At 60.2% G+C, this 19,525-nt stretch carries 22 protein-coding genes and 1 riboswitch; of the genes, 8 read left to right on the top strand and 14 right to left on the bottom strand.

Translation table 11 applies throughout. The annotated features are described in order from the left end of the window. Positions 1 to 67: 67 nt before the first annotated feature. The 4 genes from yecR to ACM6JQ_RS13795 form a co-directional block, all read right to left on the bottom strand. Complete coding sequence (gene yecR / locus ACM6JQ_RS13810) at positions 68 to 376, bottom strand: YecR family lipoprotein (RefSeq protein WP_123374976.1); 309 nt, start codon at positions 374 to 376, stop codon at positions 68 to 70. Between the two features lie 32 nt (positions 377 to 408). Beyond that, positions 409 to 723 carry a hypothetical protein gene (locus ACM6JQ_RS13805; protein ID WP_414894007.1) on the bottom strand — a complete coding sequence of 105 codons (315 nt, stop codon included), beginning with the start codon at positions 721 to 723 and terminating at the stop codon, positions 409 to 411. 234 nt (positions 724 to 957) lie between these two features. After that, positions 958 to 1,104, bottom strand: a complete 147-nt coding sequence (locus tag ACM6JQ_RS13800) for a hypothetical protein (RefSeq protein ID WP_414894006.1) — start codon at positions 1,102 to 1,104, stop codon at positions 958 to 960. A gap of 18 nt (positions 1,105 to 1,122) precedes the next feature. Then, positions 1,123 to 1,416 carry a hypothetical protein gene (locus tag ACM6JQ_RS13795; RefSeq protein WP_414894005.1) on the bottom strand — a complete coding sequence of 98 codons (294 nt, stop codon included), beginning with the start codon at positions 1,414 to 1,416 and terminating at the stop codon, positions 1,123 to 1,125. Here ACM6JQ_RS13795 and ACM6JQ_RS13790 point away from each other — a divergent pair. Continuing rightward, positions 1,415 to 1,741 carry a hypothetical protein gene (locus tag ACM6JQ_RS13790; protein ID WP_414894004.1) on the top strand — a complete coding sequence of 109 codons (327 nt, stop codon included), beginning with the start codon at positions 1,415 to 1,417 and terminating at the stop codon, positions 1,739 to 1,741. The two genes, ACM6JQ_RS13795 and ACM6JQ_RS13790, sit on opposite strands and share 2 nt — an antisense overlap. A gap of 570 nt (positions 1,742 to 2,311) precedes the next feature. Here the strand turns inward: ACM6JQ_RS13790 and ACM6JQ_RS13785 are convergent. Further along, the gene (locus ACM6JQ_RS13785; protein ID WP_007918059.1) at positions 2,312 to 3,484 is read right to left on the bottom strand and encodes a cystathionine gamma-synthase; all 1,173 of its coding nucleotides are present in this window, start codon (positions 3,482 to 3,484) and stop codon (positions 2,312 to 2,314) included. After that, a complete protein-coding gene (locus ACM6JQ_RS13780; RefSeq protein ID WP_095111476.1) occupies positions 3,481 to 4,857 on the bottom strand; it encodes a pyridoxal-phosphate dependent enzyme in 1,377 nt (458 codons plus the stop codon). The genes ACM6JQ_RS13785 and ACM6JQ_RS13780 overlap by 4 nt, the downstream gene beginning before the upstream one ends. A gap of 422 nt (positions 4,858 to 5,279) precedes the next feature. Here ACM6JQ_RS13780 and metE point away from each other — a divergent pair, with 422 nt between their 5' ends. After that, positions 5,280 to 7,568, top strand: coding sequence for a 5-methyltetrahydropteroyltriglutamate--homocysteine S-methyltransferase (gene metE / locus ACM6JQ_RS13775; protein WP_414894003.1), 2,289 nt, complete (start codon positions 5,280 to 5,282; stop codon positions 7,566 to 7,568). Positions 7,569 to 7,785: 217 nt separating this feature from the next. Beyond that, positions 7,786 to 8,337: a GNAT family N-acetyltransferase gene (locus tag ACM6JQ_RS13770; RefSeq protein WP_414894002.1), complete on the top strand. Its 552-nt coding sequence runs from the start codon at positions 7,786 to 7,788 to the stop codon at positions 8,335 to 8,337. Here ACM6JQ_RS13770 and ACM6JQ_RS13765 read toward each other — a convergent pair. The 4 genes from ACM6JQ_RS13765 to ACM6JQ_RS13750 form a co-directional block, all read right to left on the bottom strand. After that, positions 8,276 to 9,040: an ABC transporter ATP-binding protein gene (locus ACM6JQ_RS13765; protein ID WP_414894001.1), complete on the bottom strand. Its 765-nt coding sequence runs from the start codon at positions 9,038 to 9,040 to the stop codon at positions 8,276 to 8,278. The genes ACM6JQ_RS13770 and ACM6JQ_RS13765 overlap by 62 nt on opposite strands. Further along, complete coding sequence (locus ACM6JQ_RS13760; protein WP_176472269.1) at positions 9,037 to 10,041, bottom strand: FecCD family ABC transporter permease; 1,005 nt, start codon at positions 10,039 to 10,041, stop codon at positions 9,037 to 9,039. The genes ACM6JQ_RS13765 and ACM6JQ_RS13760 overlap by 4 nt, the downstream gene beginning before the upstream one ends. A gap of 8 nt (positions 10,042 to 10,049) precedes the next feature. Beyond that, on the bottom strand, positions 10,050 to 11,063 hold the full coding sequence (locus tag ACM6JQ_RS13755) for an ABC transporter substrate-binding protein (protein ID WP_414893999.1): 1,014 nt from the start codon (positions 11,061 to 11,063) through the stop codon (positions 10,050 to 10,052). Between the two features lie 144 nt (positions 11,064 to 11,207). Next, positions 11,208 to 11,402, bottom strand: a riboswitch (cobalamin riboswitch). Between the two features lie 42 nt (positions 11,403 to 11,444). Next, positions 11,445 to 12,380 (bottom strand): Ppx/GppA family phosphatase, encoded by a 936-nt coding sequence (locus tag ACM6JQ_RS13750; RefSeq protein WP_095111471.1) that lies wholly within the window; start codon positions 12,378 to 12,380, stop codon positions 11,445 to 11,447. An 8-nt stretch (positions 12,381 to 12,388) separates the two neighbouring features. Here ACM6JQ_RS13750 and ACM6JQ_RS13745 point away from each other — a divergent pair, with 8 nt between their 5' ends. The 3 genes from ACM6JQ_RS13745 to map all read left to right on the top strand — a co-directional run bounded on the left by ACM6JQ_RS13745 (position 12,389) and on the right by map (position 13,805). Continuing rightward, the gene (locus ACM6JQ_RS13745; RefSeq protein WP_414893998.1) at positions 12,389 to 12,667 is read left to right on the top strand and encodes a hypothetical protein; all 279 of its coding nucleotides are present in this window, start codon (positions 12,389 to 12,391) and stop codon (positions 12,665 to 12,667) included. Between the two features lie 122 nt (positions 12,668 to 12,789). Further along, positions 12,790 to 13,017 (top strand): ParD-like family protein, encoded by a 228-nt coding sequence (locus ACM6JQ_RS13740; RefSeq protein WP_007918027.1) that lies wholly within the window; start codon positions 12,790 to 12,792, stop codon positions 13,015 to 13,017. Continuing rightward, on the top strand, positions 13,014 to 13,805 hold the full coding sequence (map, locus tag ACM6JQ_RS13735) for a type I methionyl aminopeptidase (RefSeq protein WP_414893997.1): 792 nt from the start codon (positions 13,014 to 13,016) through the stop codon (positions 13,803 to 13,805). Before ACM6JQ_RS13740 ends, map begins: the two co-directional genes overlap by 4 nt. A 208-nt stretch (positions 13,806 to 14,013) precedes the next feature. Here the strand turns inward: map and ACM6JQ_RS13730 are convergent, their stop codons facing one another. Beyond that, positions 14,014 to 14,907: an alpha/beta fold hydrolase gene (locus tag ACM6JQ_RS13730; RefSeq protein ID WP_123374983.1), complete on the bottom strand. Its 894-nt coding sequence runs from the start codon at positions 14,905 to 14,907 to the stop codon at positions 14,014 to 14,016. A gap of 31 nt (positions 14,908 to 14,938) precedes the next feature. Beyond that, complete coding sequence (locus tag ACM6JQ_RS13725) at positions 14,939 to 15,736, bottom strand: crotonase/enoyl-CoA hydratase family protein (RefSeq protein WP_122600158.1); 798 nt, start codon at positions 15,734 to 15,736, stop codon at positions 14,939 to 14,941. 148 nt (positions 15,737 to 15,884) lie between these two features. Here ACM6JQ_RS13725 and ACM6JQ_RS13720 point away from each other — a divergent pair, with 148 nt between their 5' ends. Then, the gene (locus ACM6JQ_RS13720; RefSeq protein ID WP_123374984.1) at positions 15,885 to 16,460 is read left to right on the top strand and encodes a TetR/AcrR family transcriptional regulator; all 576 of its coding nucleotides are present in this window, start codon (positions 15,885 to 15,887) and stop codon (positions 16,458 to 16,460) included. Positions 16,461 to 16,541: 81 nt separating this feature from the next. Continuing rightward, complete coding sequence (locus tag ACM6JQ_RS13715; protein WP_095111466.1) at positions 16,542 to 17,267, top strand: transporter substrate-binding domain-containing protein; 726 nt, start codon at positions 16,542 to 16,544, stop codon at positions 17,265 to 17,267. Between the two features lie 271 nt (positions 17,268 to 17,538). Here ACM6JQ_RS13715 and ACM6JQ_RS13710 read toward each other — a convergent pair whose 3' ends face one another. Both ACM6JQ_RS13710 and ACM6JQ_RS13705 read right to left on the bottom strand, forming a co-directional pair. Further along, positions 17,539 to 18,693 carry an ABC transporter ATP-binding protein gene (locus ACM6JQ_RS13710; protein WP_099758787.1) on the bottom strand — a complete coding sequence of 385 codons (1,155 nt, stop codon included), beginning with the start codon at positions 18,691 to 18,693 and terminating at the stop codon, positions 17,539 to 17,541. A 17-nt stretch (positions 18,694 to 18,710) separates the two neighbouring features. Then, a complete protein-coding gene (locus tag ACM6JQ_RS13705; RefSeq protein ID WP_007918021.1) occupies positions 18,711 to 19,520 on the bottom strand; it encodes an ABC transporter permease in 810 nt (269 codons plus the stop codon). Between the last annotated feature and the right edge of the window lie 5 nt (positions 19,521 to 19,525).

The following is a 19,525-nucleotide window of genomic DNA, read 5'->3' as shown; positions in this document are numbered from 1 at the left end:
GATGAGAAGAGCAAGATCAAAAGATCGCAGCCTCGTTGCACTCGACAGCTCCTACAGGGTCAAGCGTCTAGCGTTTGCACAGGTAATCCTGGGTGATGGTGGTTTGCAGGCAGTTGTATTGGCCCATGGTGCGGCAGATGTTTTTCTCCGAGCCGGTCACTTCGGCGTTCTTGTAGCCCCAGGTCTTGCAGCGTTGTGCGGCGACGGTCAGGCCTTGTTCGGCGCTGGTCTGGCCGCTTTCGAATTGGCCCAGTTCATAGGAGACCTGGACGATGCCATCGTTTTTGCTGCCGCCAGTGGCTTCCCATTGTTTTGGCGTGGCGCAGCCAGTGAGGAAAAGGGCGCTGAGGGTGAGTGTCGCGATCAAGATTTTCATGAGCAAACGGAGTCCTTTACCGGGCGGAGAAGTTATTGCAGCGGGATTGGCGAGGCGCCTTTCGGCAGGCACGACAGCGGCGGCGACATCATGCCCATGCTGGCCACGGCGATGATTACGCCGCTGGGCAATTCACAGTTGTATTCCCCGGCTGGGGTGTACGCGGTGTAGTAGGTGAGGGTGCTGTCGTTGCGGATGTTGTCGATTTTCGACACCGGTTTACCGATCACCGTCTGAGCGCGTTCTTTCATGCTCGCTTCAGTCGGTTTCACGGTCTGGCAGGCGGCCACGCTGAGCAGCACGGCACCGAATACGGCGATTTTGGTGAGGTTTGCAGGGAGTTTCATGGTGTTTCTTCCTTGGTGTTGTTCTGATTTCCAGGCACAACGATCCCGCACGCTGCGAACTGGCAACGTTGAGGAACATCGGGGGTTGCGGGGGAATATAACGCCAGCGGACAGGCCGGTCGATTAGCACAAATGTGCTAGTGCGGCGCTCAACAGGCAGCTCGCTAAAACCGCCTGTTGCGCCGAAGGAGGATTACTGGGGACTGTTGAACTGGTCGGAATAACTGCCGGTCATCAGTGCGGAGGCGACGCGATCAGAACCAACGCCGACACGAGAATAGGCAAACCGGTTGATGCCGGTGCGATCGGCGCCATCTGCCGCCAATGCGCCTGCACCGACATGATCGGCACCATCAGAAGCGACTGCGCCCGCACCGACATGGTCAGCACCGTCGGAAGCTACAGCGCCTGCCCCGACATGATCGGCACCATCTGAAGCGACTGCGCCTGCACCGACATGATCGGCGCCATCAGAGGCGACCGCACCCGCGCCAACATGATCGGCACCATCAGAAGCGACCGCGCCTGCCCCGACATGATCGGCACCATCAGAAGCGACTGCGCCCGCACCGACATGATCGGTACCATCAGAAGCGACTGCGCCCGCACCGACATGATCGGCACCATCAGAAGCGACTGCGCCCGCACCGACATGATCAGCACCATCAGAAGCGACTGCGCCAGCGCCGACATGGTCAGCACCGTCGGAAGCTACAGCACCCGCGCCGACATGATCAGCACCATCAGAAGCGACCGCACCCGCGCCGACATGATCAGCACCATCAGAAGCCACGGCGCCTGCACCGACATGATCAGCACCGTCGGAAGCTACCGCGCCTGCACCGACATGGTCGGCGCCGTCGGAAGCCACCGCACCTGCACCGACATGATCGGCACCATCAGAAGCCACCGCTCCGGCCCCGACATGATCCGATCCATCGGAAGCCAACGCCTGCGGTTGTGCAGCCCAGACATTGGGCACCACCACGGTCGCCACGACCGCCAGAAGCACGCCTGACAACAGCTTGTGTTTCATAGTTTTCTCCATGACCCGGCAGCCACAAAGCGATAAGGCATCGTCCGCCGCTTGTTCGCTGGCGTTATGACTCATTGGCCTGGGTCAGTCTGGTGGGCGAAAGGCACGGGCACACCGTCAGGCGTGCGGGTGTCGACAGAATCATGATCGAACTGATTGAGTATAGATCGCGATAGCGAGGCGGTAGGGCGGGGGGATCGGCGGCCTTTAGGCGCTTATCTTCCTGCCCGTTTTGAGCAAAGCTCAAATCAGTCTAAAAACTCTGATTCAAGTCCACGAGGCTTTGCTAGGCTCAAAGGTGTAGGCGAAGACGCAGACTGATGCGCAATCGGATAGCAAGGGGGCGTGGGGCGCGCTCCGAAAGGTACACGGTTAGAAAGATCTCCGCGCTGAGATCCAGCCCTTATGCCGTGTGAAGCAGCCGAGGCACTAACTTTCAATTTGACCCGGTACTGTGGGAAGCCCGATAAACCTTGTAAGCCAGAGACCAGCACTGGCCGCCTACTCGAACACCAAAGCCCGCTTCGTGCGGGCTTTGTCGTTCTTGCCAGGTCAGATCGATTGCAGCGCTTGCGCCAGGTCGGCGCGCAGGTCTTCAACGTCTTCAACGCCCACCGACAGACGCACCAGGCCATCGCCAATCCCCAGTTTTGCGCGGGTATCAGCCGGAATGGTCGCGTGGGTCATGATCGCCGGGTGCTCGATCAGGCTTTCCACGCCGCCGAGACTTTCCGCGAGGGCGAAGATCTTCACGTTCTCAAGGAAACGGCGTGCACCGTCCAGATCACTGTTCAGGTCGACGGAAATCATCCCGCCGAAACCACGCATCTGGCGCTTGGCCAATTCATGCTGCGGATGCGAGGCCAGCCCCGGGTAGTAAACACGTTTAACCTGCGGCTGCTGCTCCAGCCACTGCGCCAGATCCAGCGCATTGCTGCAATGACGCTCCATGCGCAGTGCCAGCGTCTTCACCCCGCGCAGGGTCAGAAACGCATCGAACGGCCCGGCAATCGCACCGACCGCGTTCTGCAAGAAGCCCAGCTTCTCGGCCAGTTCCTGGTTCTGGCCGACCACGGCGATCCCACCGATCACATCGGAGTGGCCGTTCAAATACTTGGTGGTCGAGTGCAGCACGATGTCGAAACCCAACTCCAGCGGCCGCTGAATATATGGGCTGGCAAAGGTGTTATCGGCCACGCTGATGATCCCGCGAGCGCGGCAGATACGGGCGATAGCGGCGAGGTCCGACAGGCTCAGCAGCGGGTTGGTCGGTGACTCGACAATCACCAGGCGTGTGTCGTCCTGCAGCGCCGCTTCGAACGCCGCCAGGTCAGTCAGATCGACATAGCTGAAACGGTGTCCGGCACTGCGCTGACGGACCTTGTCGAACAGGCGGAACGTACCGCCGTACAAGTCATTGCCGGAGATGACGTGCGAACCGGCATCGATCAGTTCGAGCACCGTGGAAATCGTTGCCAGCCCGGAAGCAAAGGCAAACGCCTGGGTGCCGCCTTCCAGGTCTGCCACGCAGCGTTCCAAGGCAAAACGCGTCGGGTTGTGCGAGCGGCCGTAATCGAAACCCTTGTGCACGCCGGGGCTGTCTTGCAGGTACGTGGAGTTGGCGTAGATCGGCGGCATCAGCGCGCCGGTGGTCGGGTCCGGCGTCTGCCCGGCGTGGATCACCCGGGTCGCGAAGCCTTGGGATTTATCGTCATGCTGACTCATGCGAGGGATCTCCGTAATTGGTTGAGCATGTCGGTGCGAGTGATCAGGCCATGGAAGCCCGATGCATCGGCAATGATCGCGACGAGACCACGGCTGAGCACCGTTTCCAGCTCAGCAAGGCTGGCGCCAGGGGCAAGGGTTTGCAGTTTGTCGGTCATCACGCTGGAGACGGATTGGCTGAAGCGCGCGGCGTCTTCGTGCACCGCCAGCAGGATGTCGGATTCGTCGATCACGCCGACCAGTTGCTTGCCCTCCACCAGCACCGGCAATTGCGAAACATCCGCCAGGCGCATGCGCTGGAACGCGGTCAGCAGGGTGTCGTCAGGGCCGACGCTGATCACGCGGCCGTCCTCGAAGCGGCGGGCGATCAGGTCACGCAAATCACCGTAACCCTTGCGCTGCAACAGGCCTTGATCGGTCATCCACTGGTCGTTGTAGACCTTCGACAGATAGCGCGTACCGGTGTCGCAGACAAAGCTGACCACACGTTTCGGCTCGGTCTGTTCGCGGCAATAACGCAATGCGGCGGCGAGCAGGGTGCCGGTCGAGGAGCCGCCGAGAATGCCTTCGGCCTTGAGCAACTGACGGGCGTGGTCGAAGCTTTCTTCATCGCTGATCGAGTAGGCGTGGCGCACGCTGGAGAGGTCGGTGATCGATGGAATGAAGTCCTCACCGATGCCTTCCACGGCCCATGAGCCGGGCGTCGGCAGCGAGCCATCGCGGCTGTATTGCGCCATCACCGAACCGACCGGGTCGGCGAGGACCATTTCCAGATCCGGCTGCACGCGTTTGAAGAAGCGGCTCAGGCCGGTCAGCGTGCCGGCCGAGCCGACACCGACGACGATGGCATCCAGATCATGTTCGGTCTGCGCCCAGATCTCCGGCGCGGTGCTGCATTCGTGGGCCAACGGGTTGGCCGGGTTGTTGAACTGGTCGGCGAAAAACGCGCCGGGAATGTCTTTTGCCAAACGGGCGGCGACGTCCTGGTAATACTCGGGATGACCCTTGCCGACGTCGGAGCGGGTGATGTGCACTTCGGCGCCCATGGCCTTCAAGTGCAGGACTTTCTCGGTGGACATTTTGTCCGGTACCACCAGCACCACGCGATAGCCTTTGGCGCGGCCTACCAGGGCCAGACCCAGGCCGGTGTTGCCGGCGGTGGCTTCGACGATGGTGCCGCCGGGTTGCAGACGACCATCACGCTCGGCGGCGTCGATCATCGCCAGACCGATGCGATCCTTGATCGAACCCCCAGGGTTCTGCGATTCAAGTTTGAGAAACAGTGTGCACGGCCCGGTATCAAAGCGGGTGACCTGCACAAGCGGAGTGTTGCCTATCAGCCCAAGTACGGCAGGGCGTGATTCCTTTGACATTTCTTCACCTCTTGGTGGTGTTGATCGCGTTCCAATCGCGGGGAAAAGACTCGCGTGCAACATAGGCTCAGACATCAGCTGTCGCAACCTTTAGTCGGTCGCCAATTCAGCCATTTCGATCTAACGATAGATCGAAATCAAAGACCTGCCGGGGCGGGTTCGAGAGCGTTTACACAGAGGCGTCATCGAGTTTTCAAAGGGCGTCTTCATGGCGACGAACAGCTTGAATTGCCGACAAGTTTCCTGCCGCAAAAAACCTTCAGCCGTGCCAAACGCTCTCATCTCGGAGTGTTTTCAGGAGACAGACTGCGATCATTTGATCATGAGGGAAACTTGTGTTGATCAAGATTAAATTGAGTTTGTCTCACTAGCGACCACTGCCGACAATGGCCGCCATCAACAGAACACTGGAGTTGTTTGTTATGGCACTGGCCCATTCCCTTGGATTTCCGCGCATCGGTCGCGACCGCGAACTGAAGAAAGCGCAAGAGGCGTTCTGGAAAGGAGAACTGAACGAGGCAGGCCTGCGTGAAGTCGGTCGCGAGCTGCGCAAGGCCCACTGGGACTTGCAGAAAAACGCTGGCATCGAATTGCTGCCGGTCGGCGATTTCGCCTGGTACGACCAGGTGCTGACGCACTCGCTGATGTTCGGTGTGATCCCTGAGCGCTTCCGCCCGCACGATGGCAAAGCCAATCTGCAGACCCTGTTCGCCATGGCCCGTGGCGTCAGCGACAGTTGCTGCGGCGGGGCGCACGCCCAGGAAATGACCAAGTGGTTCGACACCAACTACCACTACCTCGTCCCGGAATTCAGCGCGGATCAACAGTTCCAGTTGGGTTGGGATCAGTTGTTTGAAGAAGTCGAAGAAGCCCGTGCGCTGGGCCACAACGTCAAACCGGTGATCATCGGCCCGTTGACGTATCTGTGGCTGGGCAAGGCCAAGGGCGCCGAATTCGACAAGCTGGAATTGCTTGATCGCTTGCTGCCGTTGTATGGGCAGATCTTCGCGCGCCTCGCTGCTCAAGGTGTCGAGTGGGTACAAATCGACGAACCGATTCTGGTACTCGACCTACCGCAGGAATGGAAGAACGCGTTCGAGCGTGCCTACAACCAGATTCAGCGTGATCCGCTGAAAAAACTGCTCGCCACGTACTTCGGTGGTCTGGAAGAAAACCTCGGTCTGGCGGCGAACCTGCCGGTCGACGGTCTGCACATCGATCTGGTGCGCGCACCGGAGCAGTATCCGACCATTCTCGATCGTCTGCCGGCCTACAAAGTGTTGTCCCTGGGCGTGGTCAACGGGCGTAACGTCTGGCGTTGCGATCTGGAAAACGCCTTGGCGACGTTGCGCCATGCCCATGAGCGTTTGGGTGATCGCTTGTGGGTGGCGCCGTCCTGCTCGCTGCTGCACAGCCCGGTGGATCTGGGCCGCGAAGACAAGCTCGATGCCGAGTTGAAAAGCTGGTTGGCCTTCGCTGTGCAGAAGTGCGAAGAAGTGGCGATTCTGGCGCATGCCGTCAATGAACCCGAAGCGCCGAAAGTGCTGCGCGCACTGACCGAAAGCCGTTCGGTGCAGGCTGCGCGTGCCGCTTCGCCGCGCATTCACAAACCGGCTGTTCAGGCCCGTGTCACCGCGATTACGGCCAAGGACAGCCAGCGTCAGTCGCTGTTTCCCCAGCGCATCGCCAAGCAGCGTGCCGGTCTGGATCTGCCGCTGTTCCCGACCACGACGATCGGTTCTTTCCCGCAAACCGCATCAATCCGCCTCGCTCGCCAGTCGTTCAAACAAGGCAAGCTGACCGAAGCCGAATACACCGAAGCCATGCACAGCGAAATTCGCCACGCGGTGGAAATCCAGGAACGTCTGGGCCTCGATGTGCTGGTACACGGTGAAGCCGAGCGCAACGACATGGTCGAGTACTTCGCCGAGCAACTCGACGGCTACGTATTCACCCGGTTTGGCTGGGTGCAGAGTTACGGTTCGCGTTGCGTCAAACCGGCAGTGATCTTCGGCGACCTAAGCCGCCCGAAAGCCATGACCGTGGAGTGGATCCGTTATGCGCAGGGCCTGACCGACAAGGTCATGAAAGGCATGTTGACCGGGCCGGTGACCATGCTGATGTGGTCGTTCCCGCGTGAAGACGTCAGCCGTGAAGTGCAGGCGCGGCAACTGGCGCTGGCGATTCGTGATGAAGTGGTGGATCTGGAAGCCGCCGGCATCAAGATCGTGCAGATCGATGAAGCGGCGTTCCGTGAAGGTCTGCCGTTGCGTCAGGCGCAGTGGCAGCATTATCTGGACTGGGCGACAGAAGTGTTCCGCCTGTGCGCCTCTGGTGTGCGCGACGAAACGCAGATCCACACGCACATGTGCTACAGCGAGTTCAACGATGTGATCGAGTCCATCGCGGCGATGGATGCCGACGTGATCACCATCGAAACCTCGCGTTCCGACATGGAATTGCTGGAGGCCTTCGAAGCGTTCGCTTACCCGAACGACATCGGCCCAGGCGTCTACGACATCCACTCGCCACGCATTCCGGATGCTTCGGAAATGGCTAATCTGCTGCGCAAGGCTGCCAAGCGTATTCCGGCCGAGCGGCTATGGGTCAACCCGGACTGCGGCCTGAAAACCCGTGGCTGGCCGGAGACGGAAGCGGCGCTGGTGCATATGGTCACCGCCGCCCGGCAATTGCGTAAAGAGCTGGCCTGACACCTTAACCACCTGAATAAACACGACCCCTTGTAGGAGTGAGCCTGCTCGCGATAGCGGTGTGTCAGTCAAATCATCGGTGACTGACACACCGCTATCGCGAGCAGGCTCACTCCTACAGGGGTTGTGTATGTATTTTCAGAAACGGGAATTCTCATGGCATCGCTGAAAAGCTGTTGCTACTGTGCCCAGCCGCATCCTAGGTATTTGCCGCTACATGAGTGATCAACCCGTTATCCAAACCGTGTCCGACGCAGACATTCCCGAGGTGCTGGATTTTGTTCTAAGCGCCCGTGCCGAGCTTTTCCCCAAGCTCAGCGCGACCGGCATGCCCGACGATCTGGCGCGGTTTGCCGAGGTTTATCTGCGTGGGGCAGGGCGCTTTCTGATCGCTCGGCATGCAGGGCAGATCGTTGCCTCGATTGGCTATCTCCCTTACGACCGGCGCTTCGCGAACCTTGATTATCCCGACCGCAACGTGGTGGAAATCGTCCGCCTGTTCGTCGTGCCTTCACAACGGCGTTCCGGGCTGGCCGGCGCGTTGTACCGATCACTCAAAGACCTGGCACTCGCCGACGGAGTCGAGGTGATTTATCTGCACACCCATCCGTTTTTACCGGGCGCCATCGCGTTCTGGCAACGCCAAGGCTTCGACATTATCGATGTTGACGCTGACCCGGTCTGGCAGACGACGCACATGCATGCCGTCATGAGTGGAATCGAAGAATCTGCGCCCCATCAAACGGGTCCGTCAGGTAATGCGCCCTGACCCCGAAAGTGTCCTGTAACCGCTGCGGTGTCAGCACTTCCAGCGGCGCGCCCAGCGCCACCAGCCGCCCGCGCTCCAGCACTGCCAGACGATCACACTTCAACGCCTGATTAAGATCATGCAGCGCGATCAACGTGGTCACCGGCAACGCCTGCACCACGTTGAGAATGGTCAGTTGATGCTGAATGTCGAGGTGGTTGGCCGGCTCGTCCAGCAACAGAATCTGCGGTCGCTGCGCCAGTGCCCGAGCGATATGCACTCGCTGCCGCTCACCACCCGACAGGCTGCGCCAGAGACGCGTGCGCAGGTGCGTCGCGTCAACGTCGGTGAGCGCCTGCTCGACGATGGCATCGTCCGCCGCCGACCACGGTTGCAGCGCCGACAACCACGGCGTGCGCCCCAACGCCACGGCATCGAACACGCGAATGCCGTCGTCGGTGTCGGCCTGTTGTTCGACCACCGCCAGCTTCTGCGCAATGCTGCGCCGGGCCATTTTGCCGAGACGCTGACCTTCGAGCAGCACCTCGCCGGCGCTCGGTTCACGCAGCCCGGCCAGCAACTTCAACAGGGTGGATTTGCCCGAGCCATTTGGCCCGACGATACCCAAGGTTTCGCCGCGCCGGACGTCAAGGCTGACACCGTTGAGCAACTCGGCGCCGCGTACCTTGAAGCTCAGACCAGAACAACTCAGAACACTGTTCATCGCGCAGACCTGCGGCCAACCAGAATCAAGGCGAACACCGGCGCACCGACCAGCGCGGTAATCACCCCGACCGGAATCACCTGACCCTTGATCAGCGTGCGCGACAGCACATCAGCAGCAATCAAAAACACCGCACCGCCCAAGGCACTGGCCGGCAGCAACCGCGCATGACCCGTACCGAGCAACAGCCGCGCGGCGTGGGGAATCACCAGCCCGACAAAGCCGATTGAACCGACAATCGACACCATCACCGCCGTCACCAGCGCCGCGCAGCCAATCAGCAGAATCTGCACGCGCCGCACCGGAATGCCGAGGGATGCCGCCGAATCCGCGCCAAAGGTAAACGCATCCAGCGCCCGCCGATGCCACAGACACACAACCAGTCCCAGCACGGCAACCGGCACTGCCAGCCATACCGATGGCCAGCGCACGCCACCGAGATTGCCCAGCAGCCAGAACATGATGCCGCGCGCCTGTTCGGAGCTGGCCGAACGAGTAATCAGAAACGCCGTCAGCGCATTGAATAACTGCGAACCGGCGATCCCGGCAAGAATGATCTGCCCGGTGCCGCTGGCCGAACCGCTGACTCGCGCCAGCAGAATCACCAGCACGAACGCCGTGACAGCGCCGGCGAAGGCACCGACTGACAATGAGATCATCCCCGCGCCAACGCCAAGCAGCGCGACCATCACCGCCCCGGTCGAGGCGCCGGCAGAAATCCCCAGCAAGTAGGGATCGGCCAACGGATTACGCAGCAGCGACTGCAAAATCACCCCGCACGTCGCCAGACCGGCACCGCACGCCGCCGCGACCAGTGCGCGGGTCAGGCGGTAGTTCCAGACGATGCCTTCATCGATAGGATCCAGCGCGTATCCGGCGCCCCACAATTTGTTCGCCAACACTTGCACCACCACGCCCGGTTCAATCGAGGTTTCACCGATGGCCACGCCCGCAACCACTGCAATCAACAGCGTCGCCAGGGCCAGCAACGTACGGATCAGGCTGGCACTCATTGCGACAGGTCATAGCCGTTGATGGCCGTGGCCAGTTGCTCGATGCCGTCGAACATGCGCAGGCTTGCCTGCATGGCCATGGCGTCGAGAATGATGATGCGGTTGTGTTTCACCGCGTCCATGTTGCGCGTCACCGGGTCGCTGCGCAGAAAGGCGAGTTTCTTTTCATAGTCGTCAGCGGGGAAGCGTCGACGATCCATGCGCGCGATCACAAGGAAAGTCGGGTTGGCCTTGGCGATGGTTTCCCAGCCGACTGTTGGCCACTCTTCATCGGACTGCACGACGTTGCGCACGCCGAGGGTGCTGAGCATGAAATCGGGAACGCCTTTGTGCCCGGCCACAAATGGCTCGATGTCCATTTGTGCGCTGGAGAACCACACAAGCGCGCTGGCGTCCTTGAGCTGTTTACCTTGGGCGGTGGCAATCGACTTGGCGAGGCTGGCCTTGAGTTGATCATTGAGTTGCTGGCCACGATCCTGCACATCGAAGATTTGCGCCAGTTGGCTCACGCTCTTGTAAATCGTCTCGATGCGAAACGGTGCGAGCCGCGTGCCGTCGGCGCCGACGAGGTTGTCCTTGGCTTCGCAATCGGAGGGCAGCAGGTAGGTCGGAATCTTCAATTCATGAAATTGCTCACGGGTGCCGACCGCGCCTTGCGGGCCGACCATCCATTCCAGCTCCACGGCGACCAGTTCCGGGCGCTTGCCGATTACCGATTCGAAACTCGGTTCGTTATCGGCCAGACGCTCGATCTTGTCGTTCTGTGCCTTGTATTTGTCCAGCACATTGTTGAACCACAGCGAAGTACCGACGACTTTCTCGCCCAGGCCCATGGCGTAGAGCATTTCCGTGCCGGCCTGGCCGATGGTCACCGTGCGCGTCGGTGCGTGTTGGAAATTGAGGGTGCTGCCGCAGTTTTCGACCGTCAGCGGATAGACCGTCGGGGCCGCTTGCGCCATGGCGCCAAGGCTCAGGCAGGTGATGAGGGTGGCGATGCGAGGCAGCAGCATGGGGCAGTCTCCGAGGGAACCGTACGGGGAGCGGGGCGGGTACGGATTGGAAACACACCATCGAACGCGGTCAGGGAAACTGCGCAAGGCCGGTCATCAAAAGAAGAAGTACACGGCACGATGTCCTTCCCGGACACCCCGCCGGTTAGTAATCACTGTGCCGGCAGGTCTCCTGACTGATGCGTCATCGCCTGGCTCCGGCCTTCCCGGGATTCACCCAGTGGCAGTTGTGGAGCAGGCTCGGCACCTACAGTTGCGGGGGCAGTTCCGGTCAATGCTGTGCAAGCACCCCGGATTCCCTATTAGTCCCGTTCGGGAACCAGCGGCGGCATGGTAGTCGATCAAGCCGCTGAAGGGGAGACGAATCTGTTGCGGCGAGGATTAGTGCTGGCTCATTAAACCGTGCAAGACGCCTAAACGCAGGCCCGGTTCGGAGGGCAGCATTTGCGCGATGCCGAACACCTTGAACGCCGCCAGCATCAGCACCAGACCGCCGGGCAGAATGCTCTGGCGGTGGGGTTGCAGGCCGGCGAGCTTGAGCTGTTGCACGTTGTTCACCTTCAACAGCAGCAGCGACAGGCGCAGCAGTCCGCCGTAGGTGATGCCGTCCTGGCCGAAGTCGTTGAGGCGATTGGCCTTGAGCACTTTGGCCAGCATGCGCGCAGTGCCGGAAGAGCCGATGGTCTGCTGCCAGCCTTGCGCGCGATAGCGCTTGGCGACGTGTTCAAACTGCAGGATGGCGAAGCGTTCGGCCTCCTGTAGCGCGCCGGCGGACACATCGCCGCCGCGAAAGAATCGCGTGCTCAAGGTGCCGCTGCCGATGGCGATGCTTTCGGTTAACAACGGTTGTGAGCCCTGGCCGAGGATCAGCTCGGTGGAGCCTCCGCCGATGTCGACCACCAGGCGCAGGTCGTCGGCGCTGGGCAAGGCGTGAGTTACGCCGGCGTAGACCAGCCGCGCCTCTTCATGGCCGCAAATGACGTCGATGGGAAAGCCCAGATGCCGCTCGGCACTGGCCAGAAACAGCTGCGCGTTATCCGCTTCACGTACCGCACTGGTCGCCACCGCACGCACCCGGCCGGCCTCGAAACCGCGCAGTTTCTTGCCGAACCGCGCCAGCGCTTGCCAGCCGCGATCCAGGGCCAATGCATCCAGCGCACCGCCATCAAAGCCTTCGGCAAGCCGCACCGGTTCGCGCAAGGTTTTCACTTCCTGAATCTGCAAGCCCTTTCGACTGCGCACCGACTGGCCGATCATCAGGCGAAAGGCATTCGAACCCAGGTCGATGGCGGCAAACAGCGAGGCGTCGTCTTTCATGGGAATCCTTGCAGAGCATCCGTCGCGAGGCTCAAGACGGTTTGCGAGGATTCTGCCGTGATCTTGATGACATCCTGATGACGGGGCAGGGGCGGTTCAATGAATTTGCGGCTGTCATGACACTGTCATTATCCGGCGTCTATGCTGAGGCCAATACATCGTGTGTTCTTAAAGTTTTTGCTGCCGAATTTGGCAGCTTTTTTTTGCCCGCGATCTGGCAATGCCGCGAACTGATCGTTCCCACGCTCCGCGTGGTAATGCCTCTAGGGACGCTCCGCGTCCAGTGACGCGGAGCGTCACGGGCTGCATTCCCACGCAGGAGCGTGGGAACGATCAGCGTGTGTGTTTGCAATTTTGGTGGATGCTTGGCTAATATACGATCCATATACACATCGTATCGGATTCATATATGGGCATCGTAAAGATTTCAGAGGACATGCACGAGAACCTGCGCATCTCCAGCAATGCGCTCAGCCGCTCGATCAACGCGCAGGCCGAGCACTGGATGCGCATCGGCATGCTCGCCGAACTGCACCCCAACCTCGACCACAGCGCCATTTGCCGCTTGCTGATCCGCGCCGAACAGAACGGCGGGCTGGATCTGCAACAACTGACTCAGGAAGCCGTCAGCGCATGAGAAACCAGATCAAGATCAACACCCCGGCCGACATCGCGCAATCGCGTGCTGCCGGCAAACTCGCCGCCGAGGTACTGGCAATGCTGGTGCCGCACGTCAAGGCGGGCGTCACCACTGATCAACTCGACAAACTGTGCAACGACTACATCGTCAATGTGCAAAAAGCAGTGCCGGCCAACGTCGGTTATCACGGTTTTCCGAAAACCGTCTGCGCCTCGGTCAACGATGTGGTGTGCCACGGCATCCCGTCGGGCACACCGCTGAAGGATGGCGATATCGTCAACCTCGACATCGCGGTGATCAAGGATGGCTGGTTCGGTGATACCAGCCGCATGTACGTGGTCGGCGAGGCAACACGTGAAGCGCAGCATCTGATCAAGACTACCTATGACGCCATGTGCGCGGGTATTCGCGTGGTCAAGCCGGGCGCCACCTTGGGCGATATCGGCCACGCGATCCAGACGTTGGCGGAAAAGGAAGGCTTCAGCGTCGTGCGTGAGTATTGCGGGCACGGGATCGGCAAGGTCTATCACGATGAACCGCAAATCCTGCATTACGGCTTTCCCAATCAGGGCATGAAGTTGAAGGCGGGGATGATTTTTACCGTGGAGCCGATGCTCAATGCCGGCAAGCGCCATGTGAAGAACATGCCGGATGGCTGGACGGTGCTGACCAAGGATGGCTCGTTGTCGGCGCAATGGGAGCACATGGTTGCGGTGACGGAGACGGGGTTCGAAATCCTCACGGCCTGGCCGGACGAAATCGAAGGCTATTCCCCGATCACCTAAACACCATAAATCACCTGTGGGAGCGAGCTTGCTCGCGAAGAGGCCGTGTCAGTCAACATCAACATTGAATGACACAGCGCATTCGCGAGCAGGCTCGCTCCCACAGTTGGAATGCATTCCTGTAGGAGCTGTCGAGTGAAGCGAGGCTGCGATCTTTTGATCTTGTTTTGAAGCAAGATCAAAAGATCGCAGCCTGCAGCAGCTCAGGTTATGTGGTGTGTGCAGGGGCGCTTTGCAGCCAATCAAGCACCTCATCCCACAACGGCTGTGCGCTTTCGCGGAAGTAACCCATGTGCCCGTACGGTTTGCTGCCCAGTGGCGGCTGCAGATCCAGCAATGTCAGCGGTGCATTCACCATGGCTTTGACAAACGCATCGCGCGAACGCGGCGGCGCCCACGGATCATCGACCGACGTGGCGAAAACGCATGGCGTTGTGACCTCGGCGTAGAGTGCATGCAGATGGCTCATCTCGGGGTCGTCGAAGTAGTAGTGGGGGAATTTGCACCAGCGTTTCCAGTCGTTATAAACGCCCAGCGGCAAATCATCGCCCATGCCCAGCATGCTCCAGGCCATGTAGCCTTTGCGGGCGACAATCACCGGCAGCACAAACGTCCACATCAGACGGATTTTCCAGGCCTCGGCTCTGGACATCCAGCCGCTCCATCCCGCACCACTGCCCAAGGTGTAGCAAGCCGTCAGGGCGTGGTGATTGGGCAACAGACCAATCGCGTGACCACCAAACGAATGGCCGACCCAATACAACGGCAACGCTTCCTGGCTTAGCAGATCCACTGCCGCCGCCAGATCCTGATAAGCCCAATCCAGATAAGACATCTCAAAGCCTTTGAGGGAAGCCGGTTTCGACTCACCGATGCCCCGGTAATCGAGGGTCAGCACGTGAAAGCCCTGGCGCGCCGCGTGCTCGGCAAAACGCCGATAAAAGCGCTGTTGCACCCCGGTGGCGCCGGCCATGATCAGGTTGCCTTTGACCGCGCCCGCCGCGCTGTAGCGCTTGGCTGACAATGGATAACCATCGCGGGCAATGAGGGCGATGTCCTGTCTCTGGATCGATTCGGCAAAGGCTGCGGCCATGGTGTTCATGAAATTGTTCCGAGTGAGTTGAGCAAAGCCTTCAGCGACCTTTGAACTGCGGTTCGCGCTTCTGCATCATCGCCATGACGCCCTCGCGGACATCCTCGGTTTTGATCAGGGCCAGCAGTTGTTCATCAAGCTTCGACAATGCCGCATCGTCTCCCTGATCCTGCGCCAGAAACGCCGATTGCAGCGTCGCCTGAATCGCCAGAGGCGCAGCCTTGGCAATGCGTTCGGCGTATTCGATGGCGCGTGCCAGAGTCTGACCGGGCTCGACTACTTCGGTCAGCAGGCGCATGTGCAGGGCGGCAGTGGCATCGAACTCTTCCCCCGTGAGCATGTAGCGCATGGCGGCGGTCCAGCCCGCTGCGCGGGTGAAGCGCACGGTGGAACCGCCGGCGGGTGAGATCCCGCGCAACACTTCCAGATGAGCGAAACGGGCATTGGTGGCGGCAATGCTGATGTCGGCGTTGAGCATCAATTCGATGCCCGCCGTCCAGCAAATGCCTTCAATGGCAACCACCACCGGTTTACGCCTGCGCGGTTTGGAAACGCCCCATGGGTCGATGCCTTCTTCAGGATACTTGAAGGCGCCAGACGCCAGTTTTGGCGTCAGTTCCATCAAGTCCAGACCCGCAGTGAAGTGCTCGCCATGCGCGAACAGCACGGCGCAGCGCAGTTCGTCATTGCGCTCATACTCGCCGATGGCCAATGCCAGGTCCGTCAGCATTGCACTGTCGAATGCATTGCGTTTGCCGGCGCGATCCAGACCGATCAAAAACAGCTGGCCGTGTTGTTCGCGGGTGACTCTGCCGGGGCCACTGTTGGCTTCGTTCATCTCTGCTCTCCTTGAATTCTATTGGTCGCCAGTTACTGACCATTTGTTTGGTAAACAGAAACTAAACGAACAGTTGGTAACCGTCAAATTGAGAAGGGCAGGCTTATGTCATAGAATCACCGCCAGTTATCCGGATCAGGAAATACCCGTGCGACCGTTGAAAATCCCCCGTGAAGAATTGCTTCTGCGGTGCGCCAATACCTTCAAGCGCCTTGGCTATCATGGCACCACCATGGACGTGCTTGCTGCCGCCTGCGGCTTCACCAAGGCGTCTTTCTATCACCACTACCCGAATAAGGAAGCCTTGCTGCGTGACGTGCTGGACTGGACGCATCAGGTAATTAACCAGACCCTGTTTGCCGTAGCTTTTGATGAAAAACTCAGCCCCGAAGAACGCCTGACAAAAATGGGGCGTAAGGCGGCGAGGCTGTTTCAGGATGACTCGATCGGTTGCCTGATGGGTGTGGTGGCGGTCGATGCGGCGTACGGCAAAAGTGAACTGCTGGAGCCGATTCGCAGCTTTTTCGATGCATGGGCCAAGGCGTTTGCGCATTTGCTGGAAGGCCAGGTCGATGAAGTCCAAGCCTTGCTGACCGCTCGACAATGGGTGGCGGATTACGAGGGGGCGATTCTGCTGGCTCGGGTCTATGGTGACGCGGCTTACATCGATGCGGTGACGCGTCGGGCGCTGGAACACTTGAGTGCCTGTCAGGCAACGACATAAGGCTTACGCGCTGTGTGTTGTGTCCTCGACAGTGTCAGCCACGACGCACACTGACTTTTTATCCAATCAGGGAGCAACACCATGAGTCCAATCACCCCGGCCGTGATGGCCGATCTCGCGCCCGACGGCGTGCTGCATGCCGCGATCAACTTCGGTAACCCGGTGCTGGCGCAGCGCAGGGCGGATGGTGCGCCGCAAGGTGTCTCGGTGGCTTTGGCGATAGCGCTGGCTGCCGAGTTGGGTGTCGAGTTGGAGATGCGTACGTTTGATGCGGCGGGCAAGGTTTTCGCGGCGCTGGAGGAGGGCGTGTGGAACCTGGCATTCCTCGCCATCGAGCCGGTGCGTGAGGCGCAGATTGCGTTCAGCGAGCCGTACGTGATCATCGAGGGGACTTATCTGGTCGAGGTGCAGTCGGCGTATCGCCAGGTCGAGGATCTGGATCAGCCAGGATTGCGACTGGCCGTTGGCAAAGGCGCAGCCTACGACCTGTTCCTCAGTCGCACGCTGCAGCACGCACAATTGGAGCGTGCCGAAACCTCGGCGGGTGCCGTTGACCTGTTTATCGAGCAACACCTGGATGCCGCCGCCGGTGTCCGTCAGCCATTGCAGAAAGTCGCGGATGCCGACGCGCGTTACCGCGTGCTGGACGGCGCATTCACGGCGATTCGCCAGGCCATGGCGGTGCCCCGTGGGCGGGAGGCAGGCGCAGCGTATGTGCGGGCGTTCGTCGAGCGCAAGAAGGCTGAAGGGTTTGTCGCTGCAGCGCTGGCCGAGAGTGGACAGGGCGATGTGACGGTGGCGCCTTGAGACAAAAAAAAGAGCCACCGCAGCCCGACGCTGGGGTGGCCCTGAGGGGGACATTCTTGAAATGACGGCAGACCCTGTGGGAGCGAGCTTGCTCGCGAATGCGGTGTGTCATTCAACATTGTTTGTGACTGACACGGCCCCTTCGCGAGCAAGCTCGCTCCCACATTTGGAATGTATTCCTGTAGGAGCTGCCGCAGGCTGCGATCTTTTGATCTTGCTGTTAAAAACAAGATCAAAAGATCGCAGCCTGCGGCAGCTCCTACAGGGGATTTCAGTGAGAACCGGCGGCTTTGTTGAGGTCGCTGTCGGTCCATTCGGTGTAGACGCAGGCATCAGCGGTGGCCCAGCGTACTTGCACTGGGTCGCCAGCCTTGAGCGGCATGCCGGCGGCTGACAATGCTTTCACCGTCATCGACGTGCCGCCCGAGGTGACTACGCTACAGGTCTGGCTTTCACCGAGGAACAAAACCTCCACAACCTTCGCTGAGACCTCATTCCAACCCGACGGCAACGGTTCGCTGATCGCCTGCGCCACGCTCAACGCCAGTGCCTTTTCCGGCCGCACCATCAGCAGTACATCCTGATCCGTATGCAACCCGGCCGTCAGCCGAATCGACAACGACTGCCCCTCAAAACTCGCCGCCGCATTGCCCTGCGCCTTGAGTTTGAGGAAGTTCGAGTTGCCGAGGAACGAGGCGACAAACGCATTCGGCGGATTCTGATAAAGGTCATAACCGCTACCCAGACCAACAATCTTGCCGTGACTGAAAATCGCGATACGTTGCGACAAGCGCATGGCTTCTTCCTGGTCGTGGGTCACGTAAACAATAGTGATGCCCAAGCGCCGATGCAGTTGGCGCAATTCATCCTGCAAATCCTCGCGCAGCTTTTTATCCAGCGCACCGAGCGGTTCGTCCATCAGCAGAATGCGCGGTTCGTAAACCAGTGCCCGGGCGATGGCGACTCGTTGCTGCTGGCCGCCAGACAGTTGCGAAGGACGGCGATGGGCGAACTGCTCAAGCTGCACCAGTTTCAACATGGCATCGACGCGCTTGTCGCGCTCAGCCGCCGCCAGTTTGCGAATTGCCAACGGGAAGGCGATGTTGTCGCGCACCGACAGATGCGGGAACAGCGAATAGCGCTGAAACACCATGCCGATATCACGCTTGTGCGGCGGCACATTCACCAGCGACTGACCGTTGACGAGGATCTCGCCACTGCTCGGCGTTTCAAATCCGGCGAGCATCGACAGCGTGGTGCTTTTACCCGAGCCGCTGGAGCCGAGGAAGGTCAGGAACTCGCCGTCCTTGATGTCCAGCGAAATGTTGTCGACGGCGGCAAAGTCACCGTAGTGCTTGTTCAGATTGCGCAGGCTGACCAGGGGTTTGTCATTCTGCTGGGAAGCGTCTTTGATCACGGCACTCATGTCGTACTCCTGGGCGCTCAGGCGCTGATTTCGTTGCGCCGGCGCAGCGCGGCGGCGATGACCATGACCAAAACAGACAAGCCGATCAGCAGCGTCGAAGCGACGGCGATCACTGGCGTCAGGTCCTGGCGCAAAGTGGTCCACATTTTCACGGGAAGGGTTTGCAAGGTCGGGCTGGCCATCATCACGCTGAGTACCACTTCGTCCCACGAAACGAGGAAGGCGAAGAGGGCGCCGGCGACCATGCCCGGGCGAATCGCCGGGAACGTCACCTTGAACACCGCTTGCAGGCGTGAAGCGCCGCAGATCACCGCGGCGTCTTCAATCGACTGATCGAACAGCTTCAGCGAGTTGATGATCGAGATGATGGTGAACGGCAGCGCGACGATCACATGGCTGACGACGAAGGCGAACATCGTCCCCGTGTAACCGAGCTTGAGGAACAGCGCGTACACCGCCACGGCAATGATCACCAGCGGCACGATCATCGGCAGGGTGAACAGGCCGTAGAGCATTTCCCGGCCGGGAAAGCGCCCGCGCACCAGTGCGAACGCAGTCGGCAAACCGAGGGCCACTGCGCAAATCGTCGTTAGCACGGCAACCTTGAGGCTGGCCGCAGCGGCGTTCATCCAGTCGGGGTTGGAGAAGAACTGGCCGTACCATTTCAGCGTCCAGCCCGGTGGCGGAAACACCAGCCACTGCGAGGAGCCGAAAGACAGCAGCACGATGAAGACGATCGGCAACAGCAGGAACAGACCGATCAGCCCGGTGGTGGCGTAGAGACCGAAGCGCATGCGCCGGCTCATCGCATTGGGAGTCAGGAGCATGTCGG

The sequence above is a fragment of the Pseudomonas sp. IT-232MI5 genome (assembly GCF_949767845.1).
Classification (GTDB): Bacteria; Pseudomonadota; Gammaproteobacteria; order Pseudomonadales; family Pseudomonadaceae; genus Aquipseudomonas.
Note: the sequence above shows the minus strand (reverse complement) of the source record. Positions and strands in the feature narration are given on the sequence as shown.